General features: G+C 47.2%; 14 protein-coding genes. 9 read left to right on the plus strand and 5 right to left on the minus strand.

Annotated elements, in window-relative coordinates:
* Positions 1 to 5: 5 nt before the first annotated feature.
* The 3 genes from HZF10_RS00870 to HZF10_RS00880 all read right to left on the minus strand — a co-directional run bounded on the left by HZF10_RS00870 (position 6) and on the right by HZF10_RS00880 (position 3,604).
* Positions 6 to 1,205, minus strand: coding sequence for an LETM1-related biofilm-associated protein (locus HZF10_RS00870; protein ID WP_176004270.1), 1,200 nt, complete (start codon positions 1,203 to 1,205; stop codon positions 6 to 8).
* A gap of 82 nt (positions 1,206 to 1,287) precedes the next feature.
* The gene (locus HZF10_RS00875) at positions 1,288 to 2,916 is read right to left on the minus strand and encodes a serine hydrolase domain-containing protein (protein WP_246282417.1); all 1,629 of its coding nucleotides are present in this window, start codon (positions 2,914 to 2,916) and stop codon (positions 1,288 to 1,290) included.
* Between the two features lie 151 nt (positions 2,917 to 3,067).
* Positions 3,068 to 3,604, minus strand: coding sequence for a superoxide dismutase family protein (locus HZF10_RS00880; protein WP_176004272.1), 537 nt, complete (start codon positions 3,602 to 3,604; stop codon positions 3,068 to 3,070).
* 122 nt (positions 3,605 to 3,726) lie between these two features.
* On the opposite strand from HZF10_RS00880, the gene HZF10_RS00885 reads away from it, so the two are divergent.
* Positions 3,727 to 4,926 (plus strand): NAD(P)/FAD-dependent oxidoreductase, encoded by a 1,200-nt coding sequence (locus HZF10_RS00885; protein ID WP_176004273.1) that lies wholly within the window; start codon positions 3,727 to 3,729, stop codon positions 4,924 to 4,926.
* Between the two features lie 7 nt (positions 4,927 to 4,933).
* On the opposite strand, the gene HZF10_RS00890 is transcribed toward HZF10_RS00885, so the two are convergent.
* Entirely contained in the window at positions 4,934 to 5,647 is a 714-nt protein-coding gene (locus HZF10_RS00890) for a DUF421 domain-containing protein (RefSeq protein ID WP_176004274.1), read from the minus strand.
* Between the two features lie 101 nt (positions 5,648 to 5,748).
* Between HZF10_RS00890 and HZF10_RS00895 the strand changes: the two genes are divergently transcribed.
* From HZF10_RS00895 to HZF10_RS00920, 6 genes are all read left to right on the plus strand, one after another.
* Positions 5,749 to 6,300: a helix-turn-helix domain-containing protein gene (locus HZF10_RS00895; RefSeq protein ID WP_176004275.1), complete on the plus strand. Its 552-nt coding sequence runs from the start codon at positions 5,749 to 5,751 to the stop codon at positions 6,298 to 6,300.
* A 56-nt stretch (positions 6,301 to 6,356) separates the two neighbouring features.
* Entirely contained in the window at positions 6,357 to 6,803 is a 447-nt protein-coding gene (locus tag HZF10_RS00900) for a response regulator (protein ID WP_176004276.1), read from the plus strand.
* Between the two features lie 11 nt (positions 6,804 to 6,814).
* Positions 6,815 to 8,602, plus strand: coding sequence for a CHASE3 domain-containing protein (locus tag HZF10_RS00905; RefSeq protein WP_176004277.1), 1,788 nt, complete (start codon positions 6,815 to 6,817; stop codon positions 8,600 to 8,602).
* A 110-nt stretch (positions 8,603 to 8,712) separates the two neighbouring features.
* The gene (locus tag HZF10_RS00910; protein ID WP_176004278.1) at positions 8,713 to 9,315 is read left to right on the plus strand and encodes a DUF4142 domain-containing protein; all 603 of its coding nucleotides are present in this window, start codon (positions 8,713 to 8,715) and stop codon (positions 9,313 to 9,315) included.
* A 45-nt stretch (positions 9,316 to 9,360) separates the two neighbouring features.
* On the plus strand, positions 9,361 to 9,519 hold the full coding sequence (locus HZF10_RS00915) for a lmo0937 family membrane protein (RefSeq protein WP_176004279.1): 159 nt from the start codon (positions 9,361 to 9,363) through the stop codon (positions 9,517 to 9,519).
* A 44-nt stretch (positions 9,520 to 9,563) separates the two neighbouring features.
* The gene (locus HZF10_RS00920) at positions 9,564 to 9,836 is read left to right on the plus strand and encodes a YtxH domain-containing protein (protein WP_176004280.1); all 273 of its coding nucleotides are present in this window, start codon (positions 9,564 to 9,566) and stop codon (positions 9,834 to 9,836) included.
* 79 nt (positions 9,837 to 9,915) lie between these two features.
* Here the strand turns inward: HZF10_RS00920 and HZF10_RS00925 are convergent, their stop codons facing one another.
* Entirely contained in the window at positions 9,916 to 11,658 is a 1,743-nt protein-coding gene (locus HZF10_RS00925; protein WP_176004281.1) for a discoidin domain-containing protein, read from the minus strand.
* 178 nt (positions 11,659 to 11,836) lie between these two features.
* Between HZF10_RS00925 and HZF10_RS00930 the strand changes: the two genes are divergently transcribed.
* Positions 11,837 to 12,301: a MarR family winged helix-turn-helix transcriptional regulator gene (locus tag HZF10_RS00930; protein ID WP_176004282.1), complete on the plus strand. Its 465-nt coding sequence runs from the start codon at positions 11,837 to 11,839 to the stop codon at positions 12,299 to 12,301.
* A complete protein-coding gene (locus tag HZF10_RS00935) occupies positions 12,285 to 14,675 on the plus strand; it encodes a 3-hydroxyacyl-CoA dehydrogenase/enoyl-CoA hydratase family protein (protein WP_176004283.1) in 2,391 nt (796 codons plus the stop codon). Before HZF10_RS00930 ends, HZF10_RS00935 begins: the two co-directional genes overlap by 17 nt.
* Positions 14,676 to 14,735: the final 60 nt, after the last annotated feature.

The raw sequence follows: 14,735 nt of genomic DNA on the forward strand, positions 1-14,735 counted from the left end.
GCAAACTATTCCGTTTCGCTATTCTCGTTGAACGCCGACGGCAGCATTTGCGGAATAAATTTGATCAGGATCGGCAACAGAAGACTTCCGCCCGGAAGCAGGAAAATCGTAAGCGACGGAATCGTCTTGCAGATGTCGAGAATCTGTTTACGGATTTTTTTCTTTTCCTTTTCGTCGAGGTCACGTGTAGTCGAAAGCGCGAGCAGTTTCATAAGTTCGCCGCTTTGTGTGATTTCCTTCATCAGACGGCTGCGGTTGCGTTTGATGAGAATCACCACGCTTTCGGTCATGTGGTCGTAAAAATGACGCACCGGGTTCGAATAGTTGAAATACGCGATTTCTTTTTTGTGCTTGACGATGAAGTCGTTCACTTCGATCATGCTGTCTTCGACGAAAGGTGTAGGCAATTGCATGAGTTCGCCCAATTTATACAGGAAATAACGCTCTTCGTTTTCCATGACGCCATCGCTCCACATCGCCATTCCGGCTAAATCGAGCAGGTAGTATTTCTCGAGCGGATTGTCGAAAAAACTCACGTCGATGGCTTCGGGATTCACGACCGTAATCTGTGAGAATTTGCTGAAGCGCAACGAAGCTTCGAATAAACGGATCAACAGCGTATCGTATTGGGATTTTCGCACTTTAGTCTGCAACGCAAGCGATACGACACTGATGATGAGCTCTTCGGCCCGTTTGAGGTATTTATCGGGAATGCTGCCGGTTTCAAGGAATTTTTGGAACGCGATCACATCGATGAACAGCAGCGCATTGGTCACGATATGCGAGAAATTCTTGCTGATGATGTTGTCGTTCGTCTGCACGCGCTCATCGATGATTTCCTCAAGTTTGAGCGATGGTGGCTGACCTGGCAACACTTTCCTGAGCAGATTGAATCCTTTCGGATGCATTTCGTTATAGAAAGCGATCGTTTCGGCTATGAATTTTTCACGGTCATCGACTTCACGGATTTCCACATAAAGCCGATGCAAGATCACAAGCAACGCCAATTTGGACACTTCTTCGTCAAGCCAGCCATGGTTTTCGACCTTGTGCGAGGTGTAAAGTGAAATGATGTGGCCGTAAATAAAACCCGTATGGCGGATTTCGCGGTAAAAGGTTTCGGCAGTACCCGTCGGTTGGTCCTTCCCGGGCTCGAGCTCGAGAAAATACTTATCGATCCAGCCGTGTACCGATGGGTTGATCATGAGGCAAAGCTAGTAAAAGGCTTTAAGCTTTATAGGGTCGGCCACAAGCTTTTTTTAAAACGACAAAGAAACCGGATGAGGCTCAATTTTTGAGAACGGCCGGAAGCACGTATTCCTGCATGATCGTATCGACCTGCGGATGCGCATACGGTCGATTGAAAGCCGTCGCGGTGACGACTACCGTAAGCGGCAAATCTTTGAAGATGAATATCTTGTTACCGCCATTTCCCGCACAATAAAACACGTCGTACGTTTTATCGCCTACTTTGTAGGTCTTGTTCCAGAACAGGTATCCGTAAAATTCGTGATCGCGATCTGGGATCGGCAGTTGACTTGAAAGCGATGCGTCCACCCACTTTTTTGGGAGGATGCGCTTGCCTTTCCAAAGGCCGCCATTTTGGTACAATTGCCCGATTTTGGCCAAATCGAGGCTGTTCATGCGCAATCCGCCCGCCGTGTTCACCACCTTTTGAGGTGTGTATTCCCATTTGTAATCGGTTATTCCCATGGGTTTGAACAGTTTCTTGTCGGCATATTTCTCAAGCCCATCGGCGACGGACTTATCGAGTATATCACCCAAAAGCACTACGCCGGCGGTAAAATAATCCCAATGTTTCTGCTTTTGTTTTTTGGGATCGATGGGTAAATCGAGCGCGAATTTCATCCAGTTATCGGTAGGATACATGTTTTCTTCGTTGCCCGGCGATTCGCTGTTTTGGTCCGATCCGTCAAAAATCGAACTCATCGTGAGTAAGTCTTTGAGCGTAATCTTGGCCTTCTCATCCGAATAATTGGCGAATTTCCGCAACTCGTAAAAATCGCCGAGAACCTGATTTTCGTTTTTGATGAACCCGTCCGAAATGGCCATGCCCATAAACGCTGACGTAAACGATTTACCCACAGAACGCGTGTCGTGTAGCGTATTGCGGTCGGCTCCATTGAAATATTCTTCCAATAACAGCTTACCGTTTTTAACGACGACGACGATACTCGTGATCTGTCGGAAATTCTCGAGTGCGATCTGCCTGTTGAGTTCCTTTATTTTTTGGGTATCGCAATCGGATGCGGCAATTTCGAAATCGGCCGAAGGTTTTATTTTCTGGACGTCGATCAGGTTTTTTGGCAAAGGTGGCGTTTGTATGATCAGGTCGAGTTCGCCTTTTGCAATCAGGTCGCCAACAATTGGTGTCGAAGCGTTTTCGATATTCAGGTACGGACGCATTTCGATGCGGAAGCGATGCGTGCCGTCGGTAAGCGCCTGCCGGCCGCCGTTGTCCTTGAAGCGGTCAAAAAGATAGATCGACCAGAAATCGGCACCGCTCGTATCGGTCAACGGAACGCGAAACGTCGTCGTCGTGCTTTTTTTCAGTCCGCAGCCGTAATGGATGTTCTCACTGTAAATCAACCTGTCGTCCACAAAAAACCGGAATTGGTAATTGCCGCTCGTCCTGAGTTGTTCTTCCGAAAGCGAAGGCGCAAGATTGTGCTGGTAATTGATGATGGAATTTGCGAGGAAAACCCGAATGTTCAGGTTTGATTTTTTGGTGAGCGTATACTCCTTGAGGAAATCCTTTTGGGAAAGGCTGTCGATCGGGATGTTGCGCGCCATAAACACGATCCGGCCAACATTGTCTTGGTGGATTTTATTTCGGATGCCGTCCGTTTTGACCAGATCGGGCATTTGTGCTGCCGCATATTGGATTGCAAGCAAGAAAAAGGCGAAGGATTTGGGTAAAATTTTTAGCATACACACGCAAATATCGGTTTACGATTCAAAACAAGATTAAAAAAAACGGAAACACAAGGTTTCCGTTTACAACGCCCCGAATTTCAGGACGATTGAATTTTACAATTGTTACGCGTTATTTGATGATTCCTGCACAAGCGACGCGTCCGCCCGCATTTCCTGTAGGCTGCGTTACGAAATCGTCGGCTTTTTCATGTACGATCAATCCTTTTCCGATGATGTCTTTTGCAGGATCGCCGCATCCGATACACCATTCTGAAGTGGTCATCGTTATGGTTCCGTTTCCGTTCTCATCGGCCGGGAAGTTGCCTATATCGCCTTTATGGTATTCGGCCGCGCCCCATTTTCCGTGATTTTTCTTGAGCGGATTCCAGTGTCCGCCAGCTGATGAAGCGTCGTTTGCAGAACAATCGGCTTTTTCATGGATGTGGATTGCGTGTACGCCTGGTTTCAATCCGGTCATCGTAGCTGTGAACGTGACTTTTCCGTCTTTTTCCGTAAACGTGGCCTCTCCCGAAACACCACTGTCGCTTTTTTGGGCGAGCTGTATTTTTATCATTTTGGATGGGGAAACGGCGGAATCGCTTTTTCCTCCTGATTTACAAGCGGAAAGCGACGCGATTACCATGACGGAAAATAGTAGTTTTTTCATGATTCGTTGTTTTTAGGTCTATTCTCAAAGTTAGGGAATATAAAAAGGTGAATTTTCGGCTTAACAAGTGTTTAACGACTTGAGCCGGCAAGTTTGTCTAACTTTAGGTAAAACACCGCAAAATGAACTTGAAATCAGGATACCCTTTCTGGCTCGTAAAAGACGGATTGCCATTTAATTTCCCAAAACTTGAAAAGAATCTGGAAACCGATATCGTCATTCTGGGAGGAGGAATCTCGGGCGCATTGGTACGCTATCATTTGGTCAACGCCGGATTCGAGACCGTCACTTTGGATGCGCGCACGATCGGGCTCGGAAGCACTTGCGCGAGTACGGCCTTGCTTCAGTACGAAATCGATACGCCTTTGCACGAATTGCGCGAAATGGTCGGTAAGGAATATGCCGACCGCGCCTTCCATTTGTGCAACGAGGCGATCACGCAACTTGGCAAAATCTCGCGCGAGCTCAAATGTTCCGGTTTCGAATTCAAGGACAGCTTGTATTTCGCAGCATACAAAAAAGACGTGAAATTTCTCGAAAAGGAATTCAAAGCCAGGCATGAAGCCGGATTCAATGTGGAATTTCTCGATTCCGAAAGGATAAAAAAAGAATACGGATTCGATTCGCCCGCGGCTATCCTTTCACACCATGGCGCGCAACTGGATGCATATTTGTTCACGCACGGCCTGCTTCAGCACAAAAAGGACAAACCCGCCGAGATTTACGATCGAAGTCCTGTGGTCAGAATCAAACACCATAAAAACGGCGTCGAACTCGAGACCGAAAACGGCAGCAAGGTGAAGTGCCGAAAGTTGGTTTATGCGACGGGTTACGAAGTCGTGAATTTCATCGAAGAGCCGATCGTCGATTTGTTGTCTACGTATGCGATCGTTTCCGAGCAATACAACCATCCGAAATTTTGGAAGAACGGTGCCTTGCTTTGGAATACGGCCGATCCTTACCTATATTTCCGAACCACGCCCGACGGACGCATTCTGGTTGGCGGACGCGATGAAGAGTTCACCTCGAAACAAAAACGCGAGAAATTGCTCCCGAAAAAGGCCAAACAATTGACGTCCGATATACGAAAAATGTTTCCCGATCTGGAATTCAAGCAGGAATTCAGTTGGGTAGGTACGTTCGGATCGACTAAAGACGGGTTGCCCTATATAGGCGAATATCCAAAATTGCCGAACAGTTATTTCGCGCTTGGTTTCGGCGGAAACGGGATCACGTTCAGTCTCGTCGCAGCCAAGATCATCACCGATTTATTGCTTGGGAAACAGAATAAGGACGCTGATATTTTCAGGTTTGGAAGGTGAAAGTACTTTAAGTGATTCGTTTTTTGTCTATGGATTTTACCCATTCGTCTTTTTTACAAATGGGGCAGATGTGTTTGTCGGTAGCTTCGGTGTCATCGGTAAATCCGCAGAAACCGCATGAGTACGTGCCTTTTGACAGAATCGATTTGTGTTTTTCGGCATACAGTTCGGGCAAGATCGGAAGCCCGAATTTTACGTCCTTATCGGCATAGAAATACAAACTCACTTCGCCCGAAACTTCTATGATCGCCTTTTCGACCTGGCCGAGATGGGAAACGCCCTTGATGCGCATTTCGGCAAAGAACTCGTCGTAACCCAACGGCTCTTTGTTGAAATTGGAAATGGCGAACTTTCCATTGTCGACGAGACAAATCGGTTTTCCTTCGATAAGTTCCTCGATCTTGCGGCTTTTGAACACGAGATACGTCGTGATTTTGTATAAGACGATGATGCAGCCCAAAACAACGATCGCGTTGAACAATCCGACGTCTTTGTAGAACATCGGGTCGCCGGCCGCCGATCCGAAGCCGATGATGATCACGAGTTCGAACACCGAAAGCTGCTTCACGCCTCGTTTGCCGAGTACGCTCAAAGCCACGAGTATGATAATGTACATGATTACGGTGCGGAAAATGATTTCCCAGTGGAAACCCCAGTCTTCGCTTCCGCGGAAAATCGTCTCGATGTCGAATTGGGTGCTTTTGGATGTTTCGTCTTGCATCTGAATCGGGATAAATCTGATTCAAAATACGGAAATTATATGACAAAACATTTTGCAGCTTTCGCAGTTTTTACTATATATTTACATAAAAACCAACCTCGATGAAGCTGTACGTAAAGTATGATATCAACCTCGCCTGTAAGGTGATTTTGCAGGAAAAACTAGAAGAATTCGGAATTGAGTACGAACTCAAGGAATTGGGTGAAGTGGAAATCCGTGGAAACCTGCAACCCGACGTCCAAAAACAGCTCGAAGCGGCGCTTGAACGCTACGGCATCCGCATCGTGAGTAACCATAAGAACACGCTTATCGAGAAGACCAAGGATATCATCATCGAAATGATTTACGAAAAAGAGAAGCTTCCGAACACGAACATCTCGACGTATTTGGCCGACCGCCTCAACCACAGTTACGGTTACATTTCGAATTTGTTTTCGGAAGTCACGTATTCTTCGATAGAGAACTTCATCATCATACAAAAAATCGAACGTGCCAAACAGCTTATCATAGAAGGCGAACTCACGCTTACCGAGATTTCTTACCAACTCAATTACAGCAGCGTCGCCCACTTGTCGAACCAATTCAAGAAAACGACAGGGCTTACGCCGACGGCTTTCCAACGCATCATCAAAAAACGCGCAGGCGCACGTTAGGAATTATTAAAGTAATAACGTAAATTTATCGCTACCAAACATTCTTTCGGCACGCCATGAAGCCCGTAAAAGCCAAGATTTTACTTGCGGACGATGATGAGGACGACCGCTTGTTTTTCAAAGACGCACTCGAATCCCTGAAAATGGATACCGAGGTGGACATGGTGCACGATGGTGAAAAGCTTCTCGAGTACCTTGAAGACGATTCAAATGAATTGCCGCACATCCTTTTCCTCGATCTGAACATGCCGTGCAAGAACGGTTTCGAGTGTCTCGACGCCATCAGGCAAAGCACGAGACTCAAAGACATGACCGTCGCCATCTATTCCACTTCGGGAGACGATCGCGATATAGAAACCGCTTTCGTCAAAGGCGCGAACGTGTACATCCGCAAGCCCAGCGATTTCGATATGCTCAAGAAAACCTTATCGGAAGTACTCAACGTCGACTGGCAGTTCCGCACCGGAGGATTGAACAAGGATACGTTCCTGTTCAGCATCTAAAAAACCTGCTTATGAAATTACGGAAGTACTTTTCGCCGTCATTGCTGCTGACCGTAGCCTTCGTGCTTTCCGTTTTCCTGTTGTTCTTTATCGCGAGCATTTCGTTCAAGCAGATCAAGACGATGTCCGAAACCCAGCAATCGATCACGCATTCGCTCGATGTGCGCGTCGACCTGGAACGCCTTTTCTCTGAACTCAAGGACGCCGAATCGGCCAATCGCGCCTATCTTCTCACGGGCGATGAACGTTATTTGCAGCCGTATGACTACAGCCATGTGTCGATCAACAAATCGCTGATCGCCATAAGCCGCAAAATCGGACTCGACAAAAAGCGCAAGGACGAATTCGAAGAACTGTACAGGATGATCAACGAACGTTTCAAAGCGTTCCGCGACAGTCGTATCCAAGGCAAAAAATACAAACCCCATGATCCCGAATTCCTTGCCGAAATGTGGAGAGGAAAACTCATCATGGACAAAATTCGGATGCAGATTAATCGCATCGTCGAAAAAGAAGGTGTAATCCTGTCGGCACAACAAGCCGAGCACGAAGACGAGATCACGTTCACGCCGTTCACGTCTTCATTCCTCGTGATTTTTTCGATAGCGATTTTCGTGATTACGTTCTTCACGCTCAAAAGCAACCTCAAGCATTTGAGCAGCCTCAACCAAAAGCTCAAACTCACGAACCGTACTTTCGAGAATGCCGAACGCATCGGACAGACGGCGCACTGGCAATACGACACGAAGAAAAGGGAACTCGTGCTGTCGGACAATCGTTATAGGTTGTTGGCGGCCGATATCGGAGGATTTCCGTCCGATGTGGAAACGTTTCTCAAGTTCGTGCATCCGTCCGACCGCAAAAAAGTAGAAGAGTGTTTCGACAAATCGCGCAACCTGAGTGCGATGACGGTCAATTACCGCGTAATCCGCGCCGATAAGAAAACGCGGTATTTCAGCACGACAAGCCAGCTAATGCAGACGCGCAACGGAAGCGAGATCATCATCGGCATCGACCGCGACGTGACGAGCCAGCACCGCAGCACAATCAAGCTCGAACAGAAAAACGACGAGTTACGCAGTACGAATTCGGAACTTTCGTCTTTCAACCATATCGTGAGCCATGATTTGCAGGAACCGATGCGCAAAATCCAGATGTTCATTTCGCGCATAGACGAAAAGGATTTGGAAAACGTTTCGGAGACTTCGCGCTCGTACCTGTTCCGCATCCAGTCGTCGGCCAACCGCGCCCAAAAACTCATCGACGATCTTTTGGTGTATACGCGCCTCAATCGCAACGATAAAAGACCCGAACTGACAGACCTGAACGAATTGCTCAACAACGCCAAAGTCGATATGGCACAGGCGATAGAAGAAAAACAGGCGCTTATCGTATCGGACAAACTCCCAACGATAAAGGTCACGCCTTACCAAATCGAGCAATTGTTCGTGAACCTGATCAGCAATTCGATCAAATACGCGCGCGAGAACGTGAGACCCGAAATCGGCATCATCTATTCGCTTGTGGACGCTTCTGAAATTCCCGACAGTAAAAAACCTGCGGGTAAAAAGTTCCATAAGATCGCTTTTTCGGATAACGGCATCGGATTCGAACCCGAATACAAAAACCGCATTTTCGTGCTTTTCAACCGTCTTCACGACAAGGAACAATATTCGGGAACCGGAATAGGACTCGCCATCTGCAAGAAAATGGCCGAAAGCCACGGCGGGTATATTTTCGCCGACGGAAGGCCGGGACAGGGCGCGACCTTTACGCTTTATCTTCCCGCAACTCCGTGAAATGATCTTCAATAAAGGAATATTGCAAGAATAAGGAAATATCCTGTAACAGGAATTTTCTGTGTAATTGGGAATTTTGTTAGCAACAATAACAACTAACATCCCAAACCATGAAAAACGCGTATTTCTACAAATTGTGCTTCGTTTCGATGCTGCTTCTAGCAGGACTCACTCTAAGCGTACAATCCTGTAACAAAAAAGAACCTGCCGATACCGAAGAGGCCGCCGAAGAACAAAACGAAGCCAAATTCGACAACGACTCTACTGGTGTTGACAACGATGCCAAAGAAGACGACTCGGAATTCCTGATGGCCGTTGCCGAAGTCGATATGAAAGAAATCGAACTCGGAAAACTGGCACAAAAGAGTGCGAATGCCGACGTGAAGGCTTTGGGTACGATGATGGTGACCGAGCATTCCAAAACTTCGGAAGAAGTAAAAGGGTTGGCCGCGTCGAAGAACATCACACTTCCTGCCGCTCCGACCGAAGACGTACAAAAAGCGGTTGAAGATTTCAATAAAAAGAAAGCCGCCGACTTCAATAAAGACTACGCCGACAAAATGGTCGAAGGACATGAAAAAACCATCGAAAAATTCGAGGATTACGTCAAGAACGGAACCGATGCCGATATAAAAGCGTGGGCACAAAAAACAATCCCCGTGCTTCAGATGCATTTGCAACACTCTAAAGAAGTGCAATCGAAATTGAAATAACACAACCTCAATAACAAATAAAGTCTAACTAAAAACACAGAAATCATGGGAAATCTATTGTATACCATAGCTGTCATCCTGGTCATTCTTTGGGCCATCGGATATTTCGGAGGATTCGTGGCCGGTAACCTGATCCACATTTTGCTCGTCATCGCGATCATCGTCGTATTGCTTCGCGTGATCCAAGGCAGACGACCGCTGTGAACACAAAAACCGAATAACTGAATAATCAATTAAAGTCAAACGTCATGAATAAGAAAGTTTTGATAGGATTGTTTGCAGGAGTAGCCATCGGAGCTACGCTGGGCATCCTTTTCGCACCCGATAAAGGAAGCGAAACCCGTAAGAAAATAAAAGATAAAGGCAACGATTACAAAAACAAGGCTGCAGATAAATACGGTCAACTGGCCGATGCCGCACACGAAAAAATCGATGCCGTACGCTCCAAGTTCAACGAATTGACCGGACGTGCCGAAAAGGCCGCCAATGGTGCGATGGAAAAAGCCAACACTACCGTTTAATACGGATAAGCCTAAAATGAAAAAGGATTGTAGCGATACAATCCTTTTTTTATTGCTTATTCTTATTGTTTATTTTTTATTATTCGGCTTTGATCAACTCCGATTTGGCCGAGACGCCGTTCTCGTTGATCGCCTCGATCGTGAAATAGTACGTCTTTTTCAAGTCCATCACTTTGAGCCAGTACTCGTTGAAATCGTGCACCATGATGCAGTTGTAGAGTTTGTCCGGTTCGGTCCCGTAATAGATGTTGTACGCGAACGCATTGTCGACGGGCGTCCATTTGAGGTAAGCGCTGCGTTTGTCCTTTTCGGTCCTTAAAACGAAGAAGCGCCCGACTTTATCGGGTTTTGCGCCGTTTCCGTTACCGAAGACGCGCAGTCCGGAAATCGCGAATTTCCCCGTTGGCATATGGATGTTCTCGAGTTTGATGAAACGTGTCCGGATCGGTTTTTCCAATTCGATGTAATCGTGAGGCACGTCGGTCTTGTTGTCGCTTTTGTCTACGAGCAATTTCCAGTTCTTGCCGTCGTCCGACGAATAGATTTTATATTGGTGATAGATTCCGGTTTGTTTCCCGACGAACTCGGCATCCTGGTCGGCATAATTGAGCTGGATGGCGTTGACGGTACTTTTTTGGCCTAAATCGGTCGCAATCCATTCGCCTTTGTTTGCGGTTTTGGCACTCCAGTAGGTTTTGATGTTCTCGTCGTTGGCATTATTGGCGAAGAAGCTTCCTAAAGTTGAGGAAACCGTGACGGGCTTTTTGTAATTCAACAACATCCATCCCGGAAACGTTTTACCGTTTTTTCGGGCTTCGGGCAAAAACTGCGGATAATCGCCAAAAGCGGTGTTGCACCACATCACGTCGTCTTTGTCGAATCCGGTCGGCCAAATTCCTATGCGTCGTTCCCAAGTGTTTTTCACGCAGACTACAGTTGTCGATACGTGCCAGTATTGTCCGAATTTGTCTTCGAATGTCGCTCCGTGTCCGGCGCCTCGGTTGAATCCGCCTGGTTTGAAACTCAACGGATCCGATTGCGGCACTACGTTCGGTTCCAAATCGAACAAAGGCGTCTGACCGACTACTACACCGTCGGCATAACCGCTGAATTCCGTACCCGGCGCTCCGTATTGGAAATAATATTTGCCGTTGTGTTTGGTCATGTGCGCGCCTTCTATGAAAGGATCGAGAAAAGTGTTGTCCATATTCTCACCGAAACGCTGCCATCCGTAACGCCAATCCTCAAGGAAATACATCGGGCGACGGCTTCCGATAGGCTCGAACGTCTTGCGGTCCAATTCCACCCCGAAAACCGGATGGCGGTTGCTGCTGCCGTTGTACATGTAGAATTTTCCGTCCGTATCGGTAAAGAATCCGGGATCCCATCCGCCGATCGCAAGCGAATCCTTGATTACGAACCATTTGTCGTTTTTCGGATCGGTGCTTCCCCAAAGCGAGAAGGTCTTGGTATACGTACTTCCAAAAACCACCATCGTATCGCCTACGACGCCAACTCCGGGAGCGCACAATTCATCTTTTGTGTCGTTCCATGGGCGTAAAAAGCGCTTCGGATGGAATTTCCAATGCAGCATATCGTCGCTGTGCCAATATCCCCATTGGTTCGTGCTGAAAAGATACAGGTCGTTTTTGTAATTTACGATGACCGGATCGGCGGTCGCACGGTGTTTTCCCCATTCGGTAAAACTCTCGTGAGGTGTATATCCGTAATCGATATTAACGGGATTGCAAAACGTTTGTTGTTGGGAAATCGCCGCCATCGGAAGGCAAAACACGGCGGCCAGGATACTCTTTTTGATCATTTGTGTAGGTGTTGGTTTGAGGCTTTAAAACTACCAAAGTTCTTTTCATTAGGGAATTTCGGGACTACATCAACACTACATCAAACCTAAAAAAATATATAATTTAGTATGCGTGCATAGTATTTTTGATTATATTTGGACATTGTCGTACTGACGAAAGCAATCGATTGCGCCAAACATGAAAGACAAAACCATAGATTATATTTTACGCGCCACATGGCAGGCCGTTTCCCGTATGTATAACGAAGAAGCCGCGAAATACGGGGCCACGATGGCAACCGGATTCGCGCTTTTGAGTATGGATCGGGAAGAAGGAACGCCGTCTACCGCGCTTGGCCCTAAAATGGGAATGGAAGCCACAAGTCTTACGCGTACCTTGAAGTCGATGGAAGAAAAAGGGCTTATCGAAAGACGCCCGAATCCCGAAGACGGACGCGGCGTTTTGATTTACCTTACCGATTTCGGACGAGAGAAACGCGAACTCTCCAGAAACACCGTACTTAAATTCAACGAGGTCGTGCGCCAAAAGGTAGGCGATGAAAAATTGCGCCATTTTGCTGAGGTCGCCGAAGTGGTCAACGAACTCATCCAGGAAAAAAACATATTCAATACAACTGAACTAAACAATGAAAAGAAGTATTAAGAAAGTGGCCGTCGTGGGCTCGGGCATCATGGGCTCGGGAATCGCGTGCCATTTTGCCAACATCGGTGTCGACGTGCTGCTTTTGGACATCGTTCCCAAAGAACTGACCGAAGCCGAAACCAAAAAAGGCTTGACGTTAGACAGCAAGGCCGTCCGCAACCGCATCGTCAACGAACATTTGCAGAACGCACTCAAATCTAAGCCTTCGCCGATCTATCATCAAAAATTCGCAAGTCGCATCACGACCGGAAATACGACAGACGATCTTGCCAAAATAGCGGATGCAGACTGGATCATAGAAGTAGTCGTCGAACGTCTCGACATCAAAAAACTCGTTTTCGAACAAATCGAGAAATACCGCAAGCCGGGAACGTTGATCACGTCGAACACGTCGGGAATCCCGATCCATTTTATGAGCGAAGGCCGAAGCGAGGATTTCCAGAAGCATTTCTGCGGAACCCACTTCTTCAATCCGCCGCGCTATCTGAAACTTTTCGAGATCATTCCGGGGCCGAAAACCTCGCCCGAAGTATTGTCGTTCCTCAATGAATACGGAGAGAAATTCCTCGGAAAAACATCGGTAGTCGCTAAAGACACACCGGCGTTTATCGGAAACCGCATCGGAATTTACGGCATCCAAAGTCTTTTCCATCTCGTAAAAGAAATGGGATTGACCGTAGAAGAAGTCGACAAATTGACCGGACCGGTTATCGGACGCCCGAAATCGGCCACTTTCCGAACAGTCGATGTCGTCGGACTTGACACTTTGGTACACGTCGCCAACGGTTTGTATGAAGGCGTTCCGGATGACGAAGCCCACGAATTGTTCAAACTTCCTGATTTCGTTTCTAAAATGATGGAAAACAAATGGCTAGGAAGCAAGACCGGACAAGGTTTCTACAAAAAAGTAGACAAGGATATCCTGACTTTGGATTTGGACACTTTGGAATACCGTCCGAACAAAAAAGCGTCGTTCACGACTTTGGAACTCACGAAATCCATCGATAAACCGATCGACAGATTCAAGGTTCTGATCGGTGGAAAAGACAAAGCCGGTGAATTCTATCGCAAGAATTTCGCGGGAATGTTCGCTTACGTTTCCAACAGAATTCCTGAAATCACAGACGATTTATATAAGATAGACGATGCTATGAAAGCCGGTTTCGGATGGGAAAACGGCCCGTTCGAGATTTGGGATGCCGTCGGTGTCGAAAAAGGTATCGAGCTCATCAAAGCCGCGAATTTAAATTACGCTTCCTGGGTTGACGAAATGCTCGCTTCGGGCAACAAAACGTTCTATTCCGTCAACAATGGCGCGACTTACGCTTACGATATCCCGTCGAAATCACAGAAGAAAGTTCCGGGACAAGATGCGTTCATCATCCTCAATAATATCCGCGAGAATAAAAAAGTCTGGGGCAATTCGGGCGCTACGATCCAGGATTTAGGCGACGGAATCCTCAATTTGGAATTCCATTCGAAAATGAATACGATCGGAGGCGAAGTCATCCAAGGCATCACGAAAGCCATCGATTTGGCCGAAAAAGATTTTCAAGGGCTTGTGATCGGAAACCAAGGCGCAAATTTTTCGGTCGGCGCGAACATCGGAATGATTTTCATGATGGCCGTGGAGCAGGAATACGACGAACTCAATTTCGCGATCAAGCAGTTCCAGGACACGATGATGCGCGCGCGTTATTCATCGATTCCGGTTGTGGCGGCACCTCACGGCATGACGCTCGGCGGCGGATGCGAGTTGTGTCTGCATTCCGATAAGGTCGTCGCTGCGGCGGAAACCTATATCGGATTGGTCGAATTCGGAGTCGGTGTGATTCCGGGAGGAGGCGGATCCAAAGAAATGACGGTGCGCGCCCAGGACCAATTCCATAAAGACGATGTAGAACTCAACATACTGCAGCAATATTTCCTCGCCGTCGCGATGGCTAAAGTGTCAACATCGGCTTACGAAGCGTTCGATACCGGAATCCTCCAAAAAGGAAAAGATATGATCGTCGTGAACCGCGACCGTCAGATTGCAGAAGCCAAAAAGCACGCGTTGATTTTGGCCGAAGCAGGTTATACGCAACCGATCCGTCGCAAAGACATAAAAGTGCTCGGAAAACAGGCGCTCGGGATGTTCATGGTCGGTACGGATTCGATGCTCGCAGGGAATTTCATTTCGGAACACGACAAGAAAATCGCCAATAAACTCGCCTATGTGATGGCCGGAGGCGATTTGAGCGAACCGACTTTAGTATCCGAACAATACTTGCTGGATTTGGAAAGAGAAGCGTTTTTGTCGCTTTGTACCGAGAGAAAAACGTTGGAACGCATCCAATTCATGTTAACGAAAGGCAAACCGTTGAGAAATTAAGACGAAAAGATAGTAGACGGATAGATAATAGACTTTCCGTTTGACGACAGCTCCATTTTC

The organism is Flavobacterium agri (assembly GCF_013401995.1).
Classification (GTDB): Bacteria; Bacteroidota; Bacteroidia; order Flavobacteriales; family Flavobacteriaceae; genus Flavobacterium; species Flavobacterium agri.

Coding starts and splice junctions, on each gene's coding strand:
- HZF10_RS00890 (WP_176004274.1), bottom strand. CDS start 5,647: ATGCAAGACGAAACATCCAAAAGCACCCAATTCGACATCGAGACGATT.
- HZF10_RS00895 (WP_176004275.1), top strand. CDS start 5,749: ATGAAGCTGTACGTAAAGTATGATATCAACCTCGCCTGTAAGGTGATT.
- HZF10_RS00885 (WP_176004273.1), top strand. CDS start 3,727: ATGAACTTGAAATCAGGATACCCTTTCTGGCTCGTAAAAGACGGATTG.
- HZF10_RS00910 (WP_176004278.1), top strand. CDS start 8,713: ATGAAAAACGCGTATTTCTACAAATTGTGCTTCGTTTCGATGCTGCTT.
- HZF10_RS00870 (WP_176004270.1), bottom strand. CDS start 1,205: ATGATCAACCCATCGGTACACGGCTGGATCGATAAGTATTTTCTCGAG.
- HZF10_RS00915 (WP_176004279.1), top strand. CDS start 9,361: ATGGGAAATCTATTGTATACCATAGCTGTCATCCTGGTCATTCTTTGG.
- HZF10_RS00905 (WP_176004277.1), top strand. CDS start 6,815: ATGAAATTACGGAAGTACTTTTCGCCGTCATTGCTGCTGACCGTAGCC.
- HZF10_RS00920 (WP_176004280.1), top strand. CDS start 9,564: ATGAATAAGAAAGTTTTGATAGGATTGTTTGCAGGAGTAGCCATCGGA.
- HZF10_RS00930 (WP_176004282.1), top strand. CDS start 11,837: ATGAAAGACAAAACCATAGATTATATTTTACGCGCCACATGGCAGGCC.
- HZF10_RS00925 (WP_176004281.1), bottom strand. CDS start 11,658: ATGATCAAAAAGAGTATCCTGGCCGCCGTGTTTTGCCTTCCGATGGCG.
- HZF10_RS00880 (WP_176004272.1), bottom strand. CDS start 3,604: ATGAAAAAACTACTATTTTCCGTCATGGTAATCGCGTCGCTTTCCGCT.
- HZF10_RS00900 (WP_176004276.1), top strand. CDS start 6,357: ATGAAGCCCGTAAAAGCCAAGATTTTACTTGCGGACGATGATGAGGAC.
- HZF10_RS00935 (WP_176004283.1), top strand. CDS start 12,285: ATGAAAAGAAGTATTAAGAAAGTGGCCGTCGTGGGCTCGGGCATCATG.